This window comes from Rummeliibacillus sp. POC4, from assembly GCF_003576525.1.
In the GTDB taxonomy this organism is placed as follows: Bacteria; Bacillota; Bacilli; order Bacillales_A; family Planococcaceae; genus Rummeliibacillus.
Window position 1 is genome coordinate 20,060 of record NZ_QWUA01000008.1, and the last position, 14,800, is coordinate 34,859.

19 protein-coding genes are annotated in these 14,800 nt (G+C 35.2%); 17 read left to right on the forward strand and 2 right to left on the reverse strand.

Annotated elements, in window-relative coordinates; all coding sequences use genetic code 11:
* Window positions 1-2: 2 nt before the first annotated feature.
* From D1606_RS04290 to mtnN, 6 genes are all read left to right on the forward strand, one after another.
* Entirely contained in the window at window positions 3-932 is a 930-nt protein-coding gene (locus tag D1606_RS04290; protein ID WP_119414782.1) for a peptidase U32 family protein, read from the forward strand.
* Window positions 933-947: 15 nt separating this feature from the next.
* Window positions 948-2,222, forward strand: a complete 1,275-nt coding sequence (locus D1606_RS04295) for a peptidase U32 family protein (RefSeq protein ID WP_119414783.1) — start codon at window positions 948-950, stop codon at window positions 2,220-2,222.
* Window positions 2,222-2,860: a uridine kinase gene (gene udk / locus D1606_RS04300; RefSeq protein WP_119414784.1), complete on the forward strand. Its 639-nt coding sequence runs from the start codon at window positions 2,222-2,224 to the stop codon at window positions 2,858-2,860. Before D1606_RS04295 ends, udk begins: the two co-directional genes overlap by 1 nt.
* Window positions 2,861-3,128: 268 nt before the next feature.
* Window positions 3,129-3,605: a transcription elongation factor GreA gene (gene greA, locus D1606_RS04305; RefSeq protein ID WP_119414785.1), complete on the forward strand. Its 477-nt coding sequence runs from the start codon at window positions 3,129-3,131 to the stop codon at window positions 3,603-3,605.
* Window positions 3,606-3,901: 296 nt separating this feature from the next.
* A complete protein-coding gene (locus D1606_RS04310) occupies window positions 3,902-4,711 on the forward strand; it encodes a YrrS family protein (RefSeq protein ID WP_119414786.1) in 810 nt (269 codons plus the stop codon).
* Window positions 4,712-4,930: 219 nt separating this feature from the next.
* On the forward strand, window positions 4,931-5,623 hold the full coding sequence (gene mtnN / locus D1606_RS04315) for a 5'-methylthioadenosine/S-adenosylhomocysteine nucleosidase (RefSeq protein WP_119414787.1): 693 nt from the start codon (window positions 4,931-4,933) through the stop codon (window positions 5,621-5,623).
* Between the two features lie 343 nt (window positions 5,624-5,966).
* Here mtnN and sigK read toward each other — a convergent pair whose 3' ends face one another.
* Window positions 5,967-6,665 (reverse strand): RNA polymerase sporulation sigma factor SigK, encoded by a 699-nt coding sequence (gene sigK / locus D1606_RS04320; RefSeq protein WP_119414858.1) that lies wholly within the window; start codon window positions 6,663-6,665, stop codon window positions 5,967-5,969.
* 101 nt (window positions 6,666-6,766) lie between these two features.
* Complete coding sequence (gene pssA / locus D1606_RS04325) at window positions 6,767-7,306, reverse strand: CDP-diacylglycerol--serine O-phosphatidyltransferase (RefSeq protein ID WP_119414788.1); 540 nt, start codon at window positions 7,304-7,306, stop codon at window positions 6,767-6,769.
* 89 nt (window positions 7,307-7,395) lie between these two features.
* Between pssA and D1606_RS04330 the strand changes: the two genes are divergently transcribed.
* The 11 genes from D1606_RS04330 (at window position 7,396) to D1606_RS04380 (ending at window position 14,694) form a co-directional block, all read left to right on the forward strand.
* A complete protein-coding gene (locus D1606_RS04330; protein WP_233548017.1) occupies window positions 7,396-8,181 on the forward strand; it encodes a phosphatidylserine decarboxylase in 786 nt (261 codons plus the stop codon).
* Between the two features lie 76 nt (window positions 8,182-8,257).
* Window positions 8,258-8,761: a YqeG family HAD IIIA-type phosphatase gene (locus D1606_RS04335; protein ID WP_199670661.1), complete on the forward strand. Its 504-nt coding sequence runs from the start codon at window positions 8,258-8,260 to the stop codon at window positions 8,759-8,761.
* Window positions 8,761-9,864 (forward strand): ribosome biogenesis GTPase YqeH, encoded by a 1,104-nt coding sequence (yqeH, locus tag D1606_RS04340; protein ID WP_119414791.1) that lies wholly within the window; start codon window positions 8,761-8,763, stop codon window positions 9,862-9,864. Before D1606_RS04335 ends, yqeH begins: the two co-directional genes overlap by 1 nt.
* A gap of 12 nt (window positions 9,865-9,876) precedes the next feature.
* Entirely contained in the window at window positions 9,877-10,710 is an 834-nt protein-coding gene (aroE, locus tag D1606_RS04345) for a shikimate dehydrogenase (protein WP_119414792.1), read from the forward strand.
* A 4-nt stretch (window positions 10,711-10,714) separates the two neighbouring features.
* Window positions 10,715-11,020: a ribosome assembly RNA-binding protein YhbY gene (yhbY, locus tag D1606_RS04350; protein WP_119414793.1), complete on the forward strand. Its 306-nt coding sequence runs from the start codon at window positions 10,715-10,717 to the stop codon at window positions 11,018-11,020.
* Between the two features lie 12 nt (window positions 11,021-11,032).
* Window positions 11,033-11,605, forward strand: a complete 573-nt coding sequence (locus tag D1606_RS04355; RefSeq protein ID WP_119414794.1) for a nicotinate-nucleotide adenylyltransferase — start codon at window positions 11,033-11,035, stop codon at window positions 11,603-11,605.
* A complete protein-coding gene (gene yqeK / locus D1606_RS04360) occupies window positions 11,592-12,161 on the forward strand; it encodes a bis(5'-nucleosyl)-tetraphosphatase (symmetrical) YqeK (RefSeq protein WP_119414795.1) in 570 nt (189 codons plus the stop codon). Before D1606_RS04355 ends, yqeK begins: the two co-directional genes overlap by 14 nt.
* Before the next feature lie 8 nt (window positions 12,162-12,169).
* On the forward strand, window positions 12,170-12,523 hold the full coding sequence (rsfS, locus tag D1606_RS04365) for a ribosome silencing factor (RefSeq protein ID WP_119414796.1): 354 nt from the start codon (window positions 12,170-12,172) through the stop codon (window positions 12,521-12,523).
* A complete protein-coding gene (locus D1606_RS04370) occupies window positions 12,520-13,257 on the forward strand; it encodes a class I SAM-dependent DNA methyltransferase (RefSeq protein WP_119414797.1) in 738 nt (245 codons plus the stop codon). The genes rsfS and D1606_RS04370 overlap by 4 nt, the downstream gene beginning before the upstream one ends.
* Before the next feature lie 70 nt (window positions 13,258-13,327).
* Window positions 13,328-14,035 (forward strand): helix-hairpin-helix domain-containing protein, encoded by a 708-nt coding sequence (locus D1606_RS04375; protein ID WP_119414798.1) that lies wholly within the window; start codon window positions 13,328-13,330, stop codon window positions 14,033-14,035.
* A gap of 77 nt (window positions 14,036-14,112) precedes the next feature.
* Window positions 14,113-14,694: a ComE operon protein 2 gene (locus D1606_RS04380; RefSeq protein WP_119414799.1), complete on the forward strand. Its 582-nt coding sequence runs from the start codon at window positions 14,113-14,115 to the stop codon at window positions 14,692-14,694.
* The last annotated feature ends 106 nt before the right edge of the window (window positions 14,695-14,800 follow it).

Here is a 14,800-nt window from a genome sequence, read left to right on the forward strand (position 1 = left end):
TGATGAAAAAACCTGAATTACTCGTGACACCACAATCTATTGCCCACGTTAAAGCACTTATCCAAGCCGGAGCAGATGCTTTTTTAATAGGTGAACAACAATTTGGTTTGCGTTTAGCAGGAGAATTTACTATTGAACAAGTAGCAGAAGCTACAACTTTAATACATGATGCAGGGAAAAAAGTTTATGTTGCTATGAATGCCATTTTCCATAACGATCGTGTAGATGGGCTTGCGCCATATATGCGAAAATTAGCGAAAATAGGCGTTGATGGGATTGTCTTTGGCGATCCTGCTGTAATTATTGCAAAACGAGAAGCAGAAGTGGACATTCCATTACATTGGAGTCCTGAAACAATTGCCACTAACTGGTTCCAAGCAAATTACTGGGGAAAACGTGGCGCAACTCGTGCAGTACTAGCACGTGAATTGAGCATGGAAGAAATTATTGAGATTAAAGAAAATGCTGAAGTTGAAATTCAAGTACAAGTACATGGTATGACATGTATGTTCCAGTCAAAACGCCCACTACTAGGCCATTATTTCATGTATGAAGGAAAAGCTATGGAAGTTGAAAATCGTAAAAGTGCACGAAATATGTACTTATATGATAAAGAACGTAATAGTAGATATCCGATCTATGAAGATTTAAATGGAACACACATATATAGTCCAAATGATATGTGTATCATTGATGAACTAGATGAATTATTTGAAGCAGAGATTGACGCTTTTAAAATTGAAGGTGTCTTGCAATCTGAAGAATATGTTGTAACAGTAACAGAATGTTATCGTAAAGCAATCGATGCCTATGCAGAATCACCAGATACTTATTTTGATATTAAAGAAGAATTATTAGCGAAAATTGAAGAAATTCAACCTGAACTACGCCCACTTGATACCGGCTTCTTCTTTAAAGAAACTGTCTATTAGGAAGGAGGAGATCCTGTGACATTATTACAAAATGATCATATTAGTGAAATACGTGACGGTAAAAGAGTTATCGTCAAAAAACCAGAGTTATTAGCACCAGCTGGTAACTTAGAAAAATTGAAAATTGCTGTTCACTACGGCGCAGATGCAGTGTTTATAGGTGGACAAGAGTTTGGACTTCGTTCAAATGCAGGGAATTTCTCAATCGAGGAAATTCATGAAGGTGTAGAGTTTGCCAAAAAATATGGAGCAAGAATTTATGTAACTACAAATATTTTTGCTCATAATGACAATATGGATGGACTCGAAGATTATCTACGTGCACTTGAAAATGCTGGAGCAGCAGGAATTATTGTAGCTGACCCGTTAATCATTGAAACAAGTAAAAAAGTTGCACCAAAACTTGAAATTCACTTAAGTACACAACAATCTCTTTCAAACTGGAAAGCTGTTCAATATTGGAAAGAAGAAGGTTTACAACGTGTTGTTCTTGCCAGAGAAACAGGTGCAGAAGAGATTAAATTGATGAAAGAAAAGGTAGATATCGAAATCGAATCTTTCGTTCATGGCGCAATGTGTATCGCTTATTCAGGTCGATGCGTATTATCTAATCATATGACTGCACGTGATTCAAACCGTGGAGGTTGCTGTCAATCATGTCGTTGGGATTATGATTTGTATGCAGTAGAAGATGGTGAGTCAAAACCTTTATTTGATAAAGGTGATGAAGCATTTGCTATGAGCCCTAAAGACTTAAAACTTATCGAATCAATTCCGAAAATTATTGAATTAGGTATCGATTCGTTAAAAGTTGAAGGACGTATGAAATCTATCCATTATGTTGCAACAGTAGTCAGCGTTTATCGTAAAGTAATCGATGCTTATTGTGCAGACCCAGATCACTTCAAGATTAAACGTGAATGGCTTGAAGAATTAGATAAATGTGCAAACCGTGAAACTGCTTCTTCATACTTTGAAGGAGAACCAGGATACGAACAACAAATGTTTGGTGTACATGGTAAACAAACAAAATTCGACTTCGTAGGTATGGTTTTAGATTACGATGAAGAAACAAAAATGGTAACATTACAACAACGTAATTACTTCAAACCAGGAGATGAAGTAGAATTCTTTGGCCCTGAAATTGAAAACTTTACAGTTGTAATTAATGAAGTTTGGGATGAAGATGGAGAATCTTTAGATGCTGCACGACACCCATTACAAATCGTTCGCTTTAAATGTGAACATAAATTATATCCGCATAATATGATGCGCAAGGAGATGCGATAATGGGAAAAAAACGTCCAGTCCTAATTGGAATTGCTGGAGGTTCTGGTTCAGGTAAAACAAGTGTTACCCATGCCATCCATGATGTATTTAAAGAGCATTCAGTAGTTGTAATTGAACAAGATTATTATTATAAAGATCAAAGTCACTTAGAGTTTGAACAACGTCTGGAAACGAATTACGATCATCCAGATGCATTTGATACTGATTTATTAATTAAAGATATAAAACGTCTTTTAAATCGTGAAGCAATTGAGAAACCAGTATACGATTATGCACTTCATACTCGTTCAAAGGAAACGATTCATATTGATCCACAAGATGTCATTATTTTGGAAGGAATCCTTGTTTTAAGTGACCCAAGTCTACGGGATTTAATGGATATTAAATTATTTGTAGATACAGATGCAGATTTACGTATTATTCGCCGTATTTTAAGGGATATTAATGAACGAGGACGTTCAATGGATTCGGTTATTGAACAATATCTTTCAGTTGTTCGTCCAATGCATAACCAATTCATAGAACCAACAAAAAGATATGCAGATATCATTATTCCAGAAGGCGGACAAAATGAGGTAGCGATTGATTTAATGGTCACAAAAATTAAAACAATCCTTGAATCTGATAGTATTGTGTAATATCATGGTAAATGATGAACAAATATTCTTTTTAAAAACTATGTCGCATTCTTATTGAAATCGCGACATAGTATTTTTATTAAGTTAGGCTATGTTTATTTCATATGAATTTTATTGTGAGCATATCATGCATATAAACGATTCAATCGAGTGTCCACTAGTGGAAGGGCTTTACTTCTTTTGGTCTATATAAAGCGGATTCTTCACATATATAAATATCGATTAACAGAGCCATTAAGCTAAGATGTAAGTTAAGGAGTGAATGTAAATGTCAACTGAAAAACAATATCCAATGACTGCCGCTGGTAAGAAAAAATTGGAAGAAGAATTAGAATACTTAATCACTACAAAACGTAAAGAAGTAGTAGAACGTATTAAAATAGCTCGTGGTTTCGGTGACCTTTCTGAAAACTCAGAGTATGATGCAGCAAAAGACGAACAAGGTTTCGTAGAAGGACGTATTACACTTCTTCAAACTATGATTCGTAACGCAATGATTATTGAAGAAGGTACAAGTGCTTCTGACATTGTTACAATCGGCCGTACTGTAACATTCAAAGAGCTTCCAGATGAAGATCCAGAAACTTATACAATCGTTGGTTCAGCAGAAGCAGACCCATTTGAAGGACGTATTTCAAATGATTCACCAATTGCCAAAGGTCTATTAGGTAACAAGGTCGGCGATAAAGTTAAAATCGTCACTCCTGGTGGAGATATGGACGTTCAAATTATCGAAATCAAATAATTTATTTTTGATTTACTAAAAAGACTTTTATAGCGAGTATGAGAACGGATGAATCCTTCTCATACTCGCTTTTTCACTTAAAGCTATGGATTTCAGAATTCTTTCATTCAAAAAAGTTATTACATTATGCATCAGTTAGAATATTTCCTAACAATGGTTCATATAGATGTCATTAGTTGCGTTTTTGGTATTTGCTAGAAGATATATTCCATTCTATGCTATGATAATTATGATATAGGCAACCTTTGTTAGCTTCAACCTAGAACCAAATTTAAAGATGAACAGGGGGAGTACATATGGCTGAAATTGGACGTCGATATAAACCAAAAGAAAAAAAGCCTAAAAATACAGGTAAGAAAAAAATGGACAAAATTTTAAATGTTTTAATCGGAGTAGTAGTTGTCCTAATATTAATAGTTGCTGGTTTTATCGTGATTGGCGGCTCAGATAGCAAAGATACTGCAAATGATAAAGTGGCAAAAACAGTTGAACAAGACAATGATAAGCAAGATGAAAAAATAGTAGAAAAAAATAATTCAAAAGAGCTAGAAAAAGAGAAAGCTAAACAAGCTGAGGAATCTCAAAAAAAGGATGAACAAGATCAAACTCAGACAGAAGATACGAATGATGTAAATTCTGCAGCAGAAAATACAAGTGAAGAAAATAATAGTAATCTAGCAACTGATGAAGAAAGCAATTCTACAGCAACTAATTCCAACTCTAGTAGTTATAACTATGAAGAAAGTGAAACAGCTACTACTGAAACATCTGGGGATGCTAATGTATTAAAAGTCGTTACTGACTCAAATTGGAAACCTACAAAAACTTCTCAAAAAGATAAGGGCAGTTCCCATGTATCTAGCTATACTAAAGGATCTGTCGATTGGAACGAAAAAATTACAACCATTGCAAATACAGCTGGTCTAGATGAAAAAGATATGATTGTATGGTATGTAAAAAATGGAGGCAGTCCAGATACATCTGTTGGGATTGTTTCATCAAAAGATAAGGAAAAAAGTTATCGCGTATCGTTGAAATGGGTTCCTGAAGAAGGTTGGAAACCAACAAAATTAGAAGTACTAAAAACGTATAAAGGTGCATATTAATATATAAGACGGTTATCCGGTTCTTGACGGATAACCGTTTTTTGCTTTAGATTAAAAAGAGAAGGTTGCTTGTCACGCCAAAGTATCAGTTATTGTGAAGGTATTTCAATAATTTTGAAGATAGATTATATGGATCATTTGAACTGAAAACTTGACTGATTCAAAGTTTTTACTAAAGCTTGATAGAAAAGCACCGTATAAGAGAGGAAGATTTATCAAATGAAAATTGCTGTAATTGGCGCAATGGAAGAAGAAGTAGAATTATTAAGAAGCACACTTCAAAATACATCAACTAAAACTATTGCTAATAGTGAATATACAGAAGGTACATACGCTGGAAAAGATGTAGTGTTATTAAAAAGTGGTATCGGTAAAGTAAATGCTGCGATGTCCACATCTATCTTGTTAAACGAATATAAACCAGATGTTGTGATTAACACTGGTTCTGCTGGTGGTTATGATGAAAATCTAGAAGTAGGTGCAATCGTTATTTCCGATGAAGTGCGTCACCATGATGTAGATGCAACTATTTTTGGATATGAAATGGGACAAGTCCCACAAATGCCAGCATCTTTTAAATCTGATGAGCAATTGATGAAACTTGCAGAAGAAGCAGTAGCAGAAATAGGAGAACATCAATTTGCAGTTGGTTTAATCACAACAGGTGATTCGTTTATGAATGATCCAGTTCGAGTTGAAAAAGTAAGAGGTTATTTCCCAACTATGAAAGCAGTTGAGATGGAAGCAGCAGCAGTTGCACAAGTTTGTTATCAATTTGGTACTCCATTTGTAGTGATTCGTGCTTTATCAGATATAGCAGGTAAACAATCAAATATAAGCTTTGATGAGTTTTTACCAGTTGCTGCAAAACATTCAACACAAATTGTATTAAAAGTTATTTCTAAGTTATAAGGTGTCACAATTCTGTCATCTATTTGACCTTATATGTTCAAAAACACCCCCTAGTAAGACATCTCGAGAGTGATAAGATATAGGTAAATAAGTTACTACATTCTAGGGATGTTTGGAGGGGTTAATATGACATTCATCATGATTGGCTCTATGGCTATAACTGCAATTTTAAGCCTAATTATGGTTTCAGAAGTTGCTTAGACTAATGTTCTAAATTACACGTTAAAAGGAGTTTCCCAGACAATTTGGGCAACTCCTTTTTTACGTCATATTTTTGGCAACCTCATCCTTCTTAGATTAGTAAGATGTAAGGAACCTTTCGGAACAATTAATGAGCTATAAATCAGGAGTTTTTACGCTTAAAGTGCTGATAAAGTTTGATCAATGCCCTTTTCTCAATTCTACTCACATAACTTCTTGAGATATTCATCTCCTGAGCAATTTCTTTTTGTGTTTTGGCCTCCTGTTGCCCAAGTCCATACCGTTGTTGAATAATAGATAATTCTCTTTCATCAAGTAAATCTAGGTGTTCATACAGTTTTTGTTCTTCTTCAAGGCGTTCAATTTGTTGTTCAGTAGAGGGTGCATCACTTTGAAGAAAATCAGCGATTTCAAGAGGGTTTCCATCTTTGTCGGAACCAATTGTTTCAAAAAGGGAAACATCCTTTTGTACCTTTTTTTGGCTTCTTAAATGCATAAGAATTTCATTTTCAATACATCGTGCAGCATATGTGGCTAATCGGGTTTTCTTCTGAGGTGTAAAACTGGCAACGGCTTTCATCAAACCAATTGTTCCTATTGAAATATAATCATCTAATTGTTCATGTTTTGGATGGAATTTTTTAACTACATGCGCGACTAAGCGCATGTTTCTTTCGATTAGTTCCATTTTGGCTGATTCATCACCATTTAAATAGCGTTCAAGACATTCTGCTTCTTCTTCCTTCGTAAAGGGCTGAGGAAATGATTGCCCTTTTAAATAGCCAAGTAATACGGGGAGATCAACCCAAAGCTGTAGGATGGCTGTTAAAAGGGTACTTATGATCGTCATCCTTTCGTAAGTGTTTAATACAACATATGACATGAACCTCTTTTTTACAACAAAAAAATGACCTACATTGGTAGATCATTAAAAAATAATTTTTATACTTTTTTTAAAGAAAATGTACTAATCATCAAAATAGATAAGATTGGGAACAAAAACATATAAAAAACAGTTGAAAATAGAGGTATAAAGAAAAATGATACCGTTAAAATAGCGCCTGCTGCTGTTATAGGTAAACCACAAAAGTAACCGTTCGATTCAGTAATATTAAACCTAGCGAGACGGAATGCTCCACAAGCGATGTATAATACAGCTACAATCATCCCGATTGTACCAAATTGCATCAGAGTCATTTCGTACATTAATATCGCAGGAGCTACTCCAAATGATATAATATCACTCATGGAATCCAGTTGTTTACCTAGTTCAGACTCTTGGTTAAATTTTCTAGCTACTTTACCATCATAACGATCTAAAAACGCAGCGATAAAAATAAATAAAACTGCGAAATTATATGATTCATGTATAGTCGCCATTATTGAGGCTCCACCAAATGAGATATTTCCGATTGTAATTAAATTAGCAATATGTGATTTCATTTTTTTAATTGTGGTATCCACTTTATGAATAAGAAACAATGGACAGCACTCCTTTATTTGTTCAGTATTATAATATTATACTGCTTTTTAAGTGTTACTGTAAAACTATTTCAGAAAGAGGTATTGAATTGTTAAGAGAAAAAATATACCAATCAATAGTCGAGTTAACGAATGGAAGATGGTCATCTTTTTTACTTAAGCGATTTACAACATCAAGAATTAGTAAAAGATTGATTTCATCCTACATAAATATATACGGAATAAAACTAGATGAGGTTTCAGAAAAAAAGGAAGAATTTCAAAATCTTCAAGAATTCTTTATTAGACATTTAAAAGAAGATGCAAGACTTATTGAAGTTGGTAAGCATGTTTATACAAGTCCTGTAGATGCAAAAATTGAATCATTTGGTGATATTCAAAAAAACACTATATTTTATGTCAAAGGAAAATCATATGATTTAAAGGACTTATTAGCTAAAGAAGAAATTGTTGACCAGTATGTAAATGGAAAATATATTGTCTTTTACCTTAGCCCGGCTGATTACCACCGGTTCCATAGCCCAATTGACGGAAAGGTAGTTAACCAATTCACACTTGGGAGAAAATCGTACCCTGTTAACAGTCTAGGATTAACATATGGAAATCAACCAATTTCAAAAAACTATCGTCAAATTACAGAACTGGTCACGAATAACGGATCGCGTTGTGCTTTTATTAAAGTTGGAGCGATGTTTGTCAATTCGATTCATATTACTAATACAAAAGAAGAATGGAATAAAGGGGAAGAAGTTGGTTTTTTTGGGTTTGGTTCAACGGTTGTAATGTTATTTAATGAAAACAGCATTCAATTTTTAGAGAATGTTGTACAAGGAACGCACATACAGGTGGGTCAAGCGTTCGCACATATGTTATAATTTTAGAAGTTAGTTGCAGTGCGAAAAAACTGAAGTACTTATAAGAATAGGAGAAAGAAATTTGTATAAATTGATCATGCCAAAGGAATTTGTCTTTTCAGTATTTGACATTACGCCTGAAAAGCTAAAGAAAACGGGCATAAGAGGGATTATTACAGACCTTGATAATACACTAATTGAATGGAATCGAGCAGATGCAACAGAGGAACTAATAGAGTGGTTCAAGAAAATGCATGATGCTGGAATTCAAATCGTCATATTATCAAACAATAAAGAACCTCGTGTCAAAAAATTTGCTGATCCATTGGGAATTCCTTATATATATAAAGCACGAAAACCACTTTCTAGTGGGTTTAAACGAGCACTTGAGCTATTAAAAATGAGACCAGAAGAAGTCTTAATGTTGGGCGACCAAATGCTTACAGATATGATGGGGGCAAACCGTAAAAAATTACATACCATCTTAGTAAAACCAGTAGCTCAATCGGATGGACTTGTAACTCGTTTTAATCGTTTTATCGAAAGACGTGTTTACAAATATTTAAGCAAAAAAGGTATTAAAACTTGGGAGGAAAAATAATGAACGAAATGCCACATTGTATCGGTTGTGGTACACAAATCCAAACAGAAGACAAAAATGCACCAGGATACGCACCTGCATCTACTTTAGAAAAAGAAGATGTGATTTGCCAACGCTGCTTCCGTTTAAAAAACTACAATGAGCTTCAACCAGTATCTTTAACAGATGATGATTTCTTACGTATTTTAAATGGCTTAGGAAAACATAAAGGGTTGATCGTGAAAATTGTAGATATATTCGATTTCAATGGAAGTTGGTTACCAGGCCTACATCGATTCGTAGGAAACAATCCTGTACTACTAATTGCAAATAAGGCAGATTTGCTTCCTAAATCCGTGAAAAAGAATAAGGTGATTAATTGGATTAAGAGAGAAGCTAAAGCACTTGGTTTAAAACCAATCGATGTTTTATTAGTTAGTGCACATAAAGGAAAAGGTATGCAAGAAGCCATGGATGCTATCGATGAATATCGAAATGGGCAAGATGTCTATGTTGTTGGATGTACGAATGTAGGGAAATCTACTTTCATTAACCGAATTATTAAACAAGCTACTGGTGCTGGCGATATTATTACTACTTCATACTTCCCAGGTACAACACTCGACATGATTGAAATCCCACTGGATGACGGTCATGCGATTTATGATACACCAGGAATTATCAATCACCATCAAATGGCACATTATATTGATCCAACAGAGTTGAAATATATAATGCCTAAAAAAGAGATTAAGCCGAAAATATTCCAGCTGAATGAAGAACAATCATTATTTGTTGGTGCTTTGGCACGTTTTGACTTTATAAAAGGAAAACGATCCGCGTTCACGGTGTATATTGCAAATGATTTAAATATTCATCGTACAAAATTAGAGAATGCAGATGAACTATATAAAAATCATAAAGGCGAATTACTTGCTCCGCCATCTGAAAAGTATATTGATCAACTACCAGAATTAGTACGTCATGAATTTTCGATTAAAGAAGCAAAAACTGATATTGTTTTCTCAGGCCTAGGCTGGATAACAATTCAAGATCCAAACGTAGTAGTTGCAGCATATGCCCCAGAAGGTGTAGAAGTTCAAGTTCGTCCTTCTTTAATCTAGGGGGAATTAATTTTGAGAAAATGGTATTCAGTAATTGGCGACCCGATTGAACATTCAATGTCGCCACTTATGCACAACGCTTGGATGGCAGAAGAAGGTAGAGATGCTAGTTATATTCCATTACATGTGAAGCCAGAGAATTTAGAACAAGCTGTTGCATCTTTAAAACTACTGGGGTGCAGTGGGTGGAATATTACAATTCCTCATAAAGAGAAAATTATTCCGTTTTTAGATGATCTCGATGAAATGGCACGAAAAATGGGAGCAGTGAATACTGTAGTTAGACAATCAGATGGTACGTATAAAGGCTATAATACCGATGGTTTAGGTTTTGTCCGTTCTTTAGAAGATGAGATAGGAGATAATCATCGTAATCAGCAGGTATTAATCATTGGAGCAGGTGGAGCAGCGCGTGGTATTGCATTTGCTTTGGTTGCTACAGGATATACGCATATTACGATTGCTAATCGTACTGTTTCCAAAGCGGAAGCTATTTGTGATGAGTTAGATGTTGATGCGAATGCTCTATCATTGGAAACGGCATCTGAACAACTGAACAAGTTTGAAATTCTTATTCAAACAACATCAGCTGGATTAAATCATAGTGAATTTGCATTACCTATTTCAATGGACCGATTATCAAGCACTGCAATTGTTGCAGATATTGTGTATAATCCTTTAATGACACCATTTTTAATTGAAGCAAAGAAAAAAGGAGCGACTGTCGTAACTGGACTCGGTATGTTCATCCATCAGGGTGCGCTTGCTTATAGTTATTGGACAGATTCGTATCCTGAAGCAAAAGTCGTACGTAGTCTTTTGCTTGAGCAATTAGGAGGAAAATAATCACATGTTAACAGGTAAACAAAAACGTTTTTTACGTGCGGAAGCACATCATTTACAACCCATTTTTCAAGTTGGGAAAGGTGGAGTAAATGAAGCAATGCTTGTTCAGATTAAACAAGCATTAGAAGTACGCGAATTATTAAAAGTCCGTATTTTAGATAATTGTGAAGTCGACAAACATGAAGTAGCTGAGCAATTAGCTGAAGGAACAAATGCAGAACTTGTTCAACTAATTGGTTTAACAGTTGTTTTATATAAACAAGCATCAAAACGCGAACATCGTAAAATCGAATTACCAAAAGTAAAATAAGGATTTGATGAGATGAAAAAAGTTGGTCTTCTAGGTGGCACTTTTAATCCTCCTCACATGGCACATTTATTGATGGCCAATGAGGCTTATGATGTTCTTGGATTGGATGAAGTCCGTTTTATGCCAAATGCTGTACCACCCCATAAAGTAAAACCGGAAGATGCCACTACAGAAGACAGGTTGCATATGACGGAACTTGCTATTCAATCGATTCCATACTTTAACATAGAACTGTATGAAATTGAACGTGGAGGAGTATCTTATTCATATGATACTTTGAAAGGTTTGACAGAACGTGAGCCTGATACAGAATTCTATTTTATCATTGGTGGCGATATGATAGATATGCTGGATGAATGGTACCATATAAAAGAACTGACAAAGTTAGTTCATTTTGTTGGTGTTCATCGACCAGGTACTTCTGGTGTTACAAATTTGCCGGTACAGCTAATAGAAGCACCACTTATGGATTTATCTTCAACGATGATTCGCAATCGATTACAAGAAGGACGAACTGTGACATTTTTAGTGCCGACAGCCGTTGAACAGTATATACGAGAGGAAGGTCTATATGGAACGCGATGAACTATTAGTAGCGATGAAAGACCGTATGCCGGAAAAACGTTATATCCATACAATAGGTGTGACGGATACAGCCATAAAACTTGCAAAACGTTTTGGAGAAGATCCTAAAAAAGCTGAGTTAGCAGCTATTTTACATGATTCATGTAAATATGCTGACCGTGATTGGATGAGACAAACCATTATTGATCAAAAGATGGATCCGACATTACTTCAATATCATCATGAATTGTGGCATGGTCCAGTAGGTGCGTATGTTGCAAAAACAGAATTTAATGTTACAGATGATGATGTATTAAATGCGATTCGTTTCCATACTACGGGACGAGTGGCACAAAGCAATTTAGAAAAGATTGTCTATATAGCAGATATGATTGAACCAAATCGTAAATTTCCAGGTGTAGATGAATTAAGAAAAGCATCTGAAGATTTGGCATTACACGATTTGATGATAAAATGCTTAGCGCATTCAATATCATTTTTAATTAGCAAACATCAACCTGTATTCCCTGATTCATTTGAATGCTATAACGATTTGTTATTGCAAAAGAAAGGATAAGTGAAAGAATGACAAAAAGTACATTATTAGATATTGCCTTTAAAGCAGCAGATGACAAACGCGCAGAAGATATTGTCATACTAAATATGCAAGGGATTTCTTTACTAGCAGATTATTTTTTAATTTGCCACGGTAATTCTGATCGTCAAACGCAAGCTATTGCACGTGAAATTGCAGATGCAGCACACAAAGCTGGATACCAAGTAAAACGCATGGAAGGCTTTGATTCAGCTAGATGGATACTTGTAGACCTAGGTGATGTAGTATGTCACGTTTTCCATAAGGATGAACGACAATACTACAATTTAGAACGTCTATGGGGAGATGCACCCGAAAAATTTGTAGCAGTTGAGCCAGAATGAGTAGCTACGGTCGATTTGCAGAAGTTTATGATGCATTAATGACAGATGTTCCGTACGACGACTATGTCCGTTGGGTTGAAAAATATGCACCTTCAGCACAACATAAAAAGTTATTAGATATAGGATGTGGTACAGGGACACTGACTGCAAAATTTGCTTCAAATGGTTATGAAGTAAGTGGATTGGATTTATCTGAAGAGATGCTGATGATAGCATCTCAGCGACTCATAGCGCAAAGTTATAATGTTCCTTTATATTGTATGTCAATGGATGAGCTCGAAGGTTTTGAAGAATTGGATATTGTAACAATTGCAATAGATTCTTTAAATTATGTACAAGAGCGCGAGGCTGTTCAAGAAACTTTTTCGCGTATTTATCAATCCCTAAAACAGGGAGGACAATTATTCTTTGATGTACATTCATTGTTTAAAATGGACGAGATCTTCATGGATTCTCCATTTACATATGACGATGGTGAAATTACGTATTTATGGGTAACAGAACCAGGAGAAGCACCGCATTCCGTTCATCATGATATGGTTTTCTATGTGCAACAGCAAAACGGTTTATACGAACGGTTTGAAGAATACCATTATCAACGAACTTTCCCGATAGAAATATATATCGAAATGTTACGTCATGCGGGCTTTCATGAAATTTTTGTTACAGCAGACTTTACTGATACGTCACCTACTGAAGAATCAGAAAGAATTTTCTTCCGTGCTATAAAATAGACTTTTCAAATATTGTAAAATCATTTATATTGGAATTAGTTCCATATCAATTGCCTTCTGAGAAGAAAGGATGTGTGAGCTAATTCCTTCTTTTTTGAAGAAAAATGCTAAAAAGTACGGCACCCCCATTGCTGTATTATTAGTATGTTTAGTCATATTTTATATCTCCAAACAATCGTCCACACCCCCACAGGACGAGCTATTCTCAACTATTCAGGATGATCAACAAGCAAGTACAGAAAAAACAGAACCAAAGGAGAAAAAGAATCAACAAGACGCCCAAAAACAAGGTATTGTAGCCACTACTTCAATCATGGTAGATGTTAAGGGAGCGGTCAAAAATCCTGGTGTTTATCAGTTAGATGCAGATAGTCGTGTCATTGACGCCATTTTACTTGCTGGCGGTTATGCGAAGAATGCACAGTCGCGTCAGATTAACCATGCGCAAAAATTACAAGATGAAATGGTCATTTATGTACCTCAAAAAGGTGAAGATACAGAAGAGGTTCTGGCTATTGCATCACAGCAAACGTCTACATCTGCACCGTCAACACAAGGAAGCACAGCACATGGAGAAAATTCGAATTTAGTGAATATTAATACAGCCGATGAAGCAGGATTAACAACATTAAATGGAGTTGGACCTGCTAAAGCTCAAGCTATTATTGCTTATCGCACAGAAAATGGCCCTTTCAAGACTATCGAAGAATTAAAAAATGTAACTGGAATTGGTGATAAGACTTTCGAATCGTTGAAAGATTATCTGACTGTAAACTGAAGCAAAATATTGACTGTTGAAAAAGCTAGTTTCTAAAACTAAACTAATAGTAGTACAACTAATCAGGAGGCATTCATATGGAGCGTATTACATGGAACCAATTTTTCATGGCACAAAGCCATTTATTAGCATTAAGAAGTACTTGCACAAGATTATCAGTCGGAGCTACGATTGTTCGAGATAAAAGAATTATTGCAGGTGGGTATAATGGTTCAATTTCTGGTGATGACCATTGTATTGATAAAGGTTGTTATGTAATAGACAATCATTGCGTTCGAACAGTACATGCGGAAGTAAATGCTTTGTTACAATGTGCGAAATACGGTACACCAACTGATGGTGCAGATTTATATGTCACACATTTTCCTTGTTTACCATGTACAAAATCTATTATTCAAGCAGGTATTAAAAGCTTATATTATGCAACAGATTATAAAAATAACCCATATGCATTAGAACTTTTGGAACAAGCAGGAGTAGAAGTCGTACATGTCCCATTTGACGAACGGAAAATTGACTTTTTAAGTAATGAAAAAATCGCACTATATGTTGATCTATTGTCGAAACTTCGTAATCATGGTGCAACAGCTGAAGAATTGGAGCCATATGAACAGAAGGTGGTAGAATTATTTGGTCTATCAACATTAGACATAAACTAATTTTTGTAGCACTTGTAATATTACTAGCCTCACTTGCGGCACATATAAACATTTGGTTATTAGGGTTGTTAATCCCTTTTAGTCTTTTTCTAAGGTGGAAAAAAGA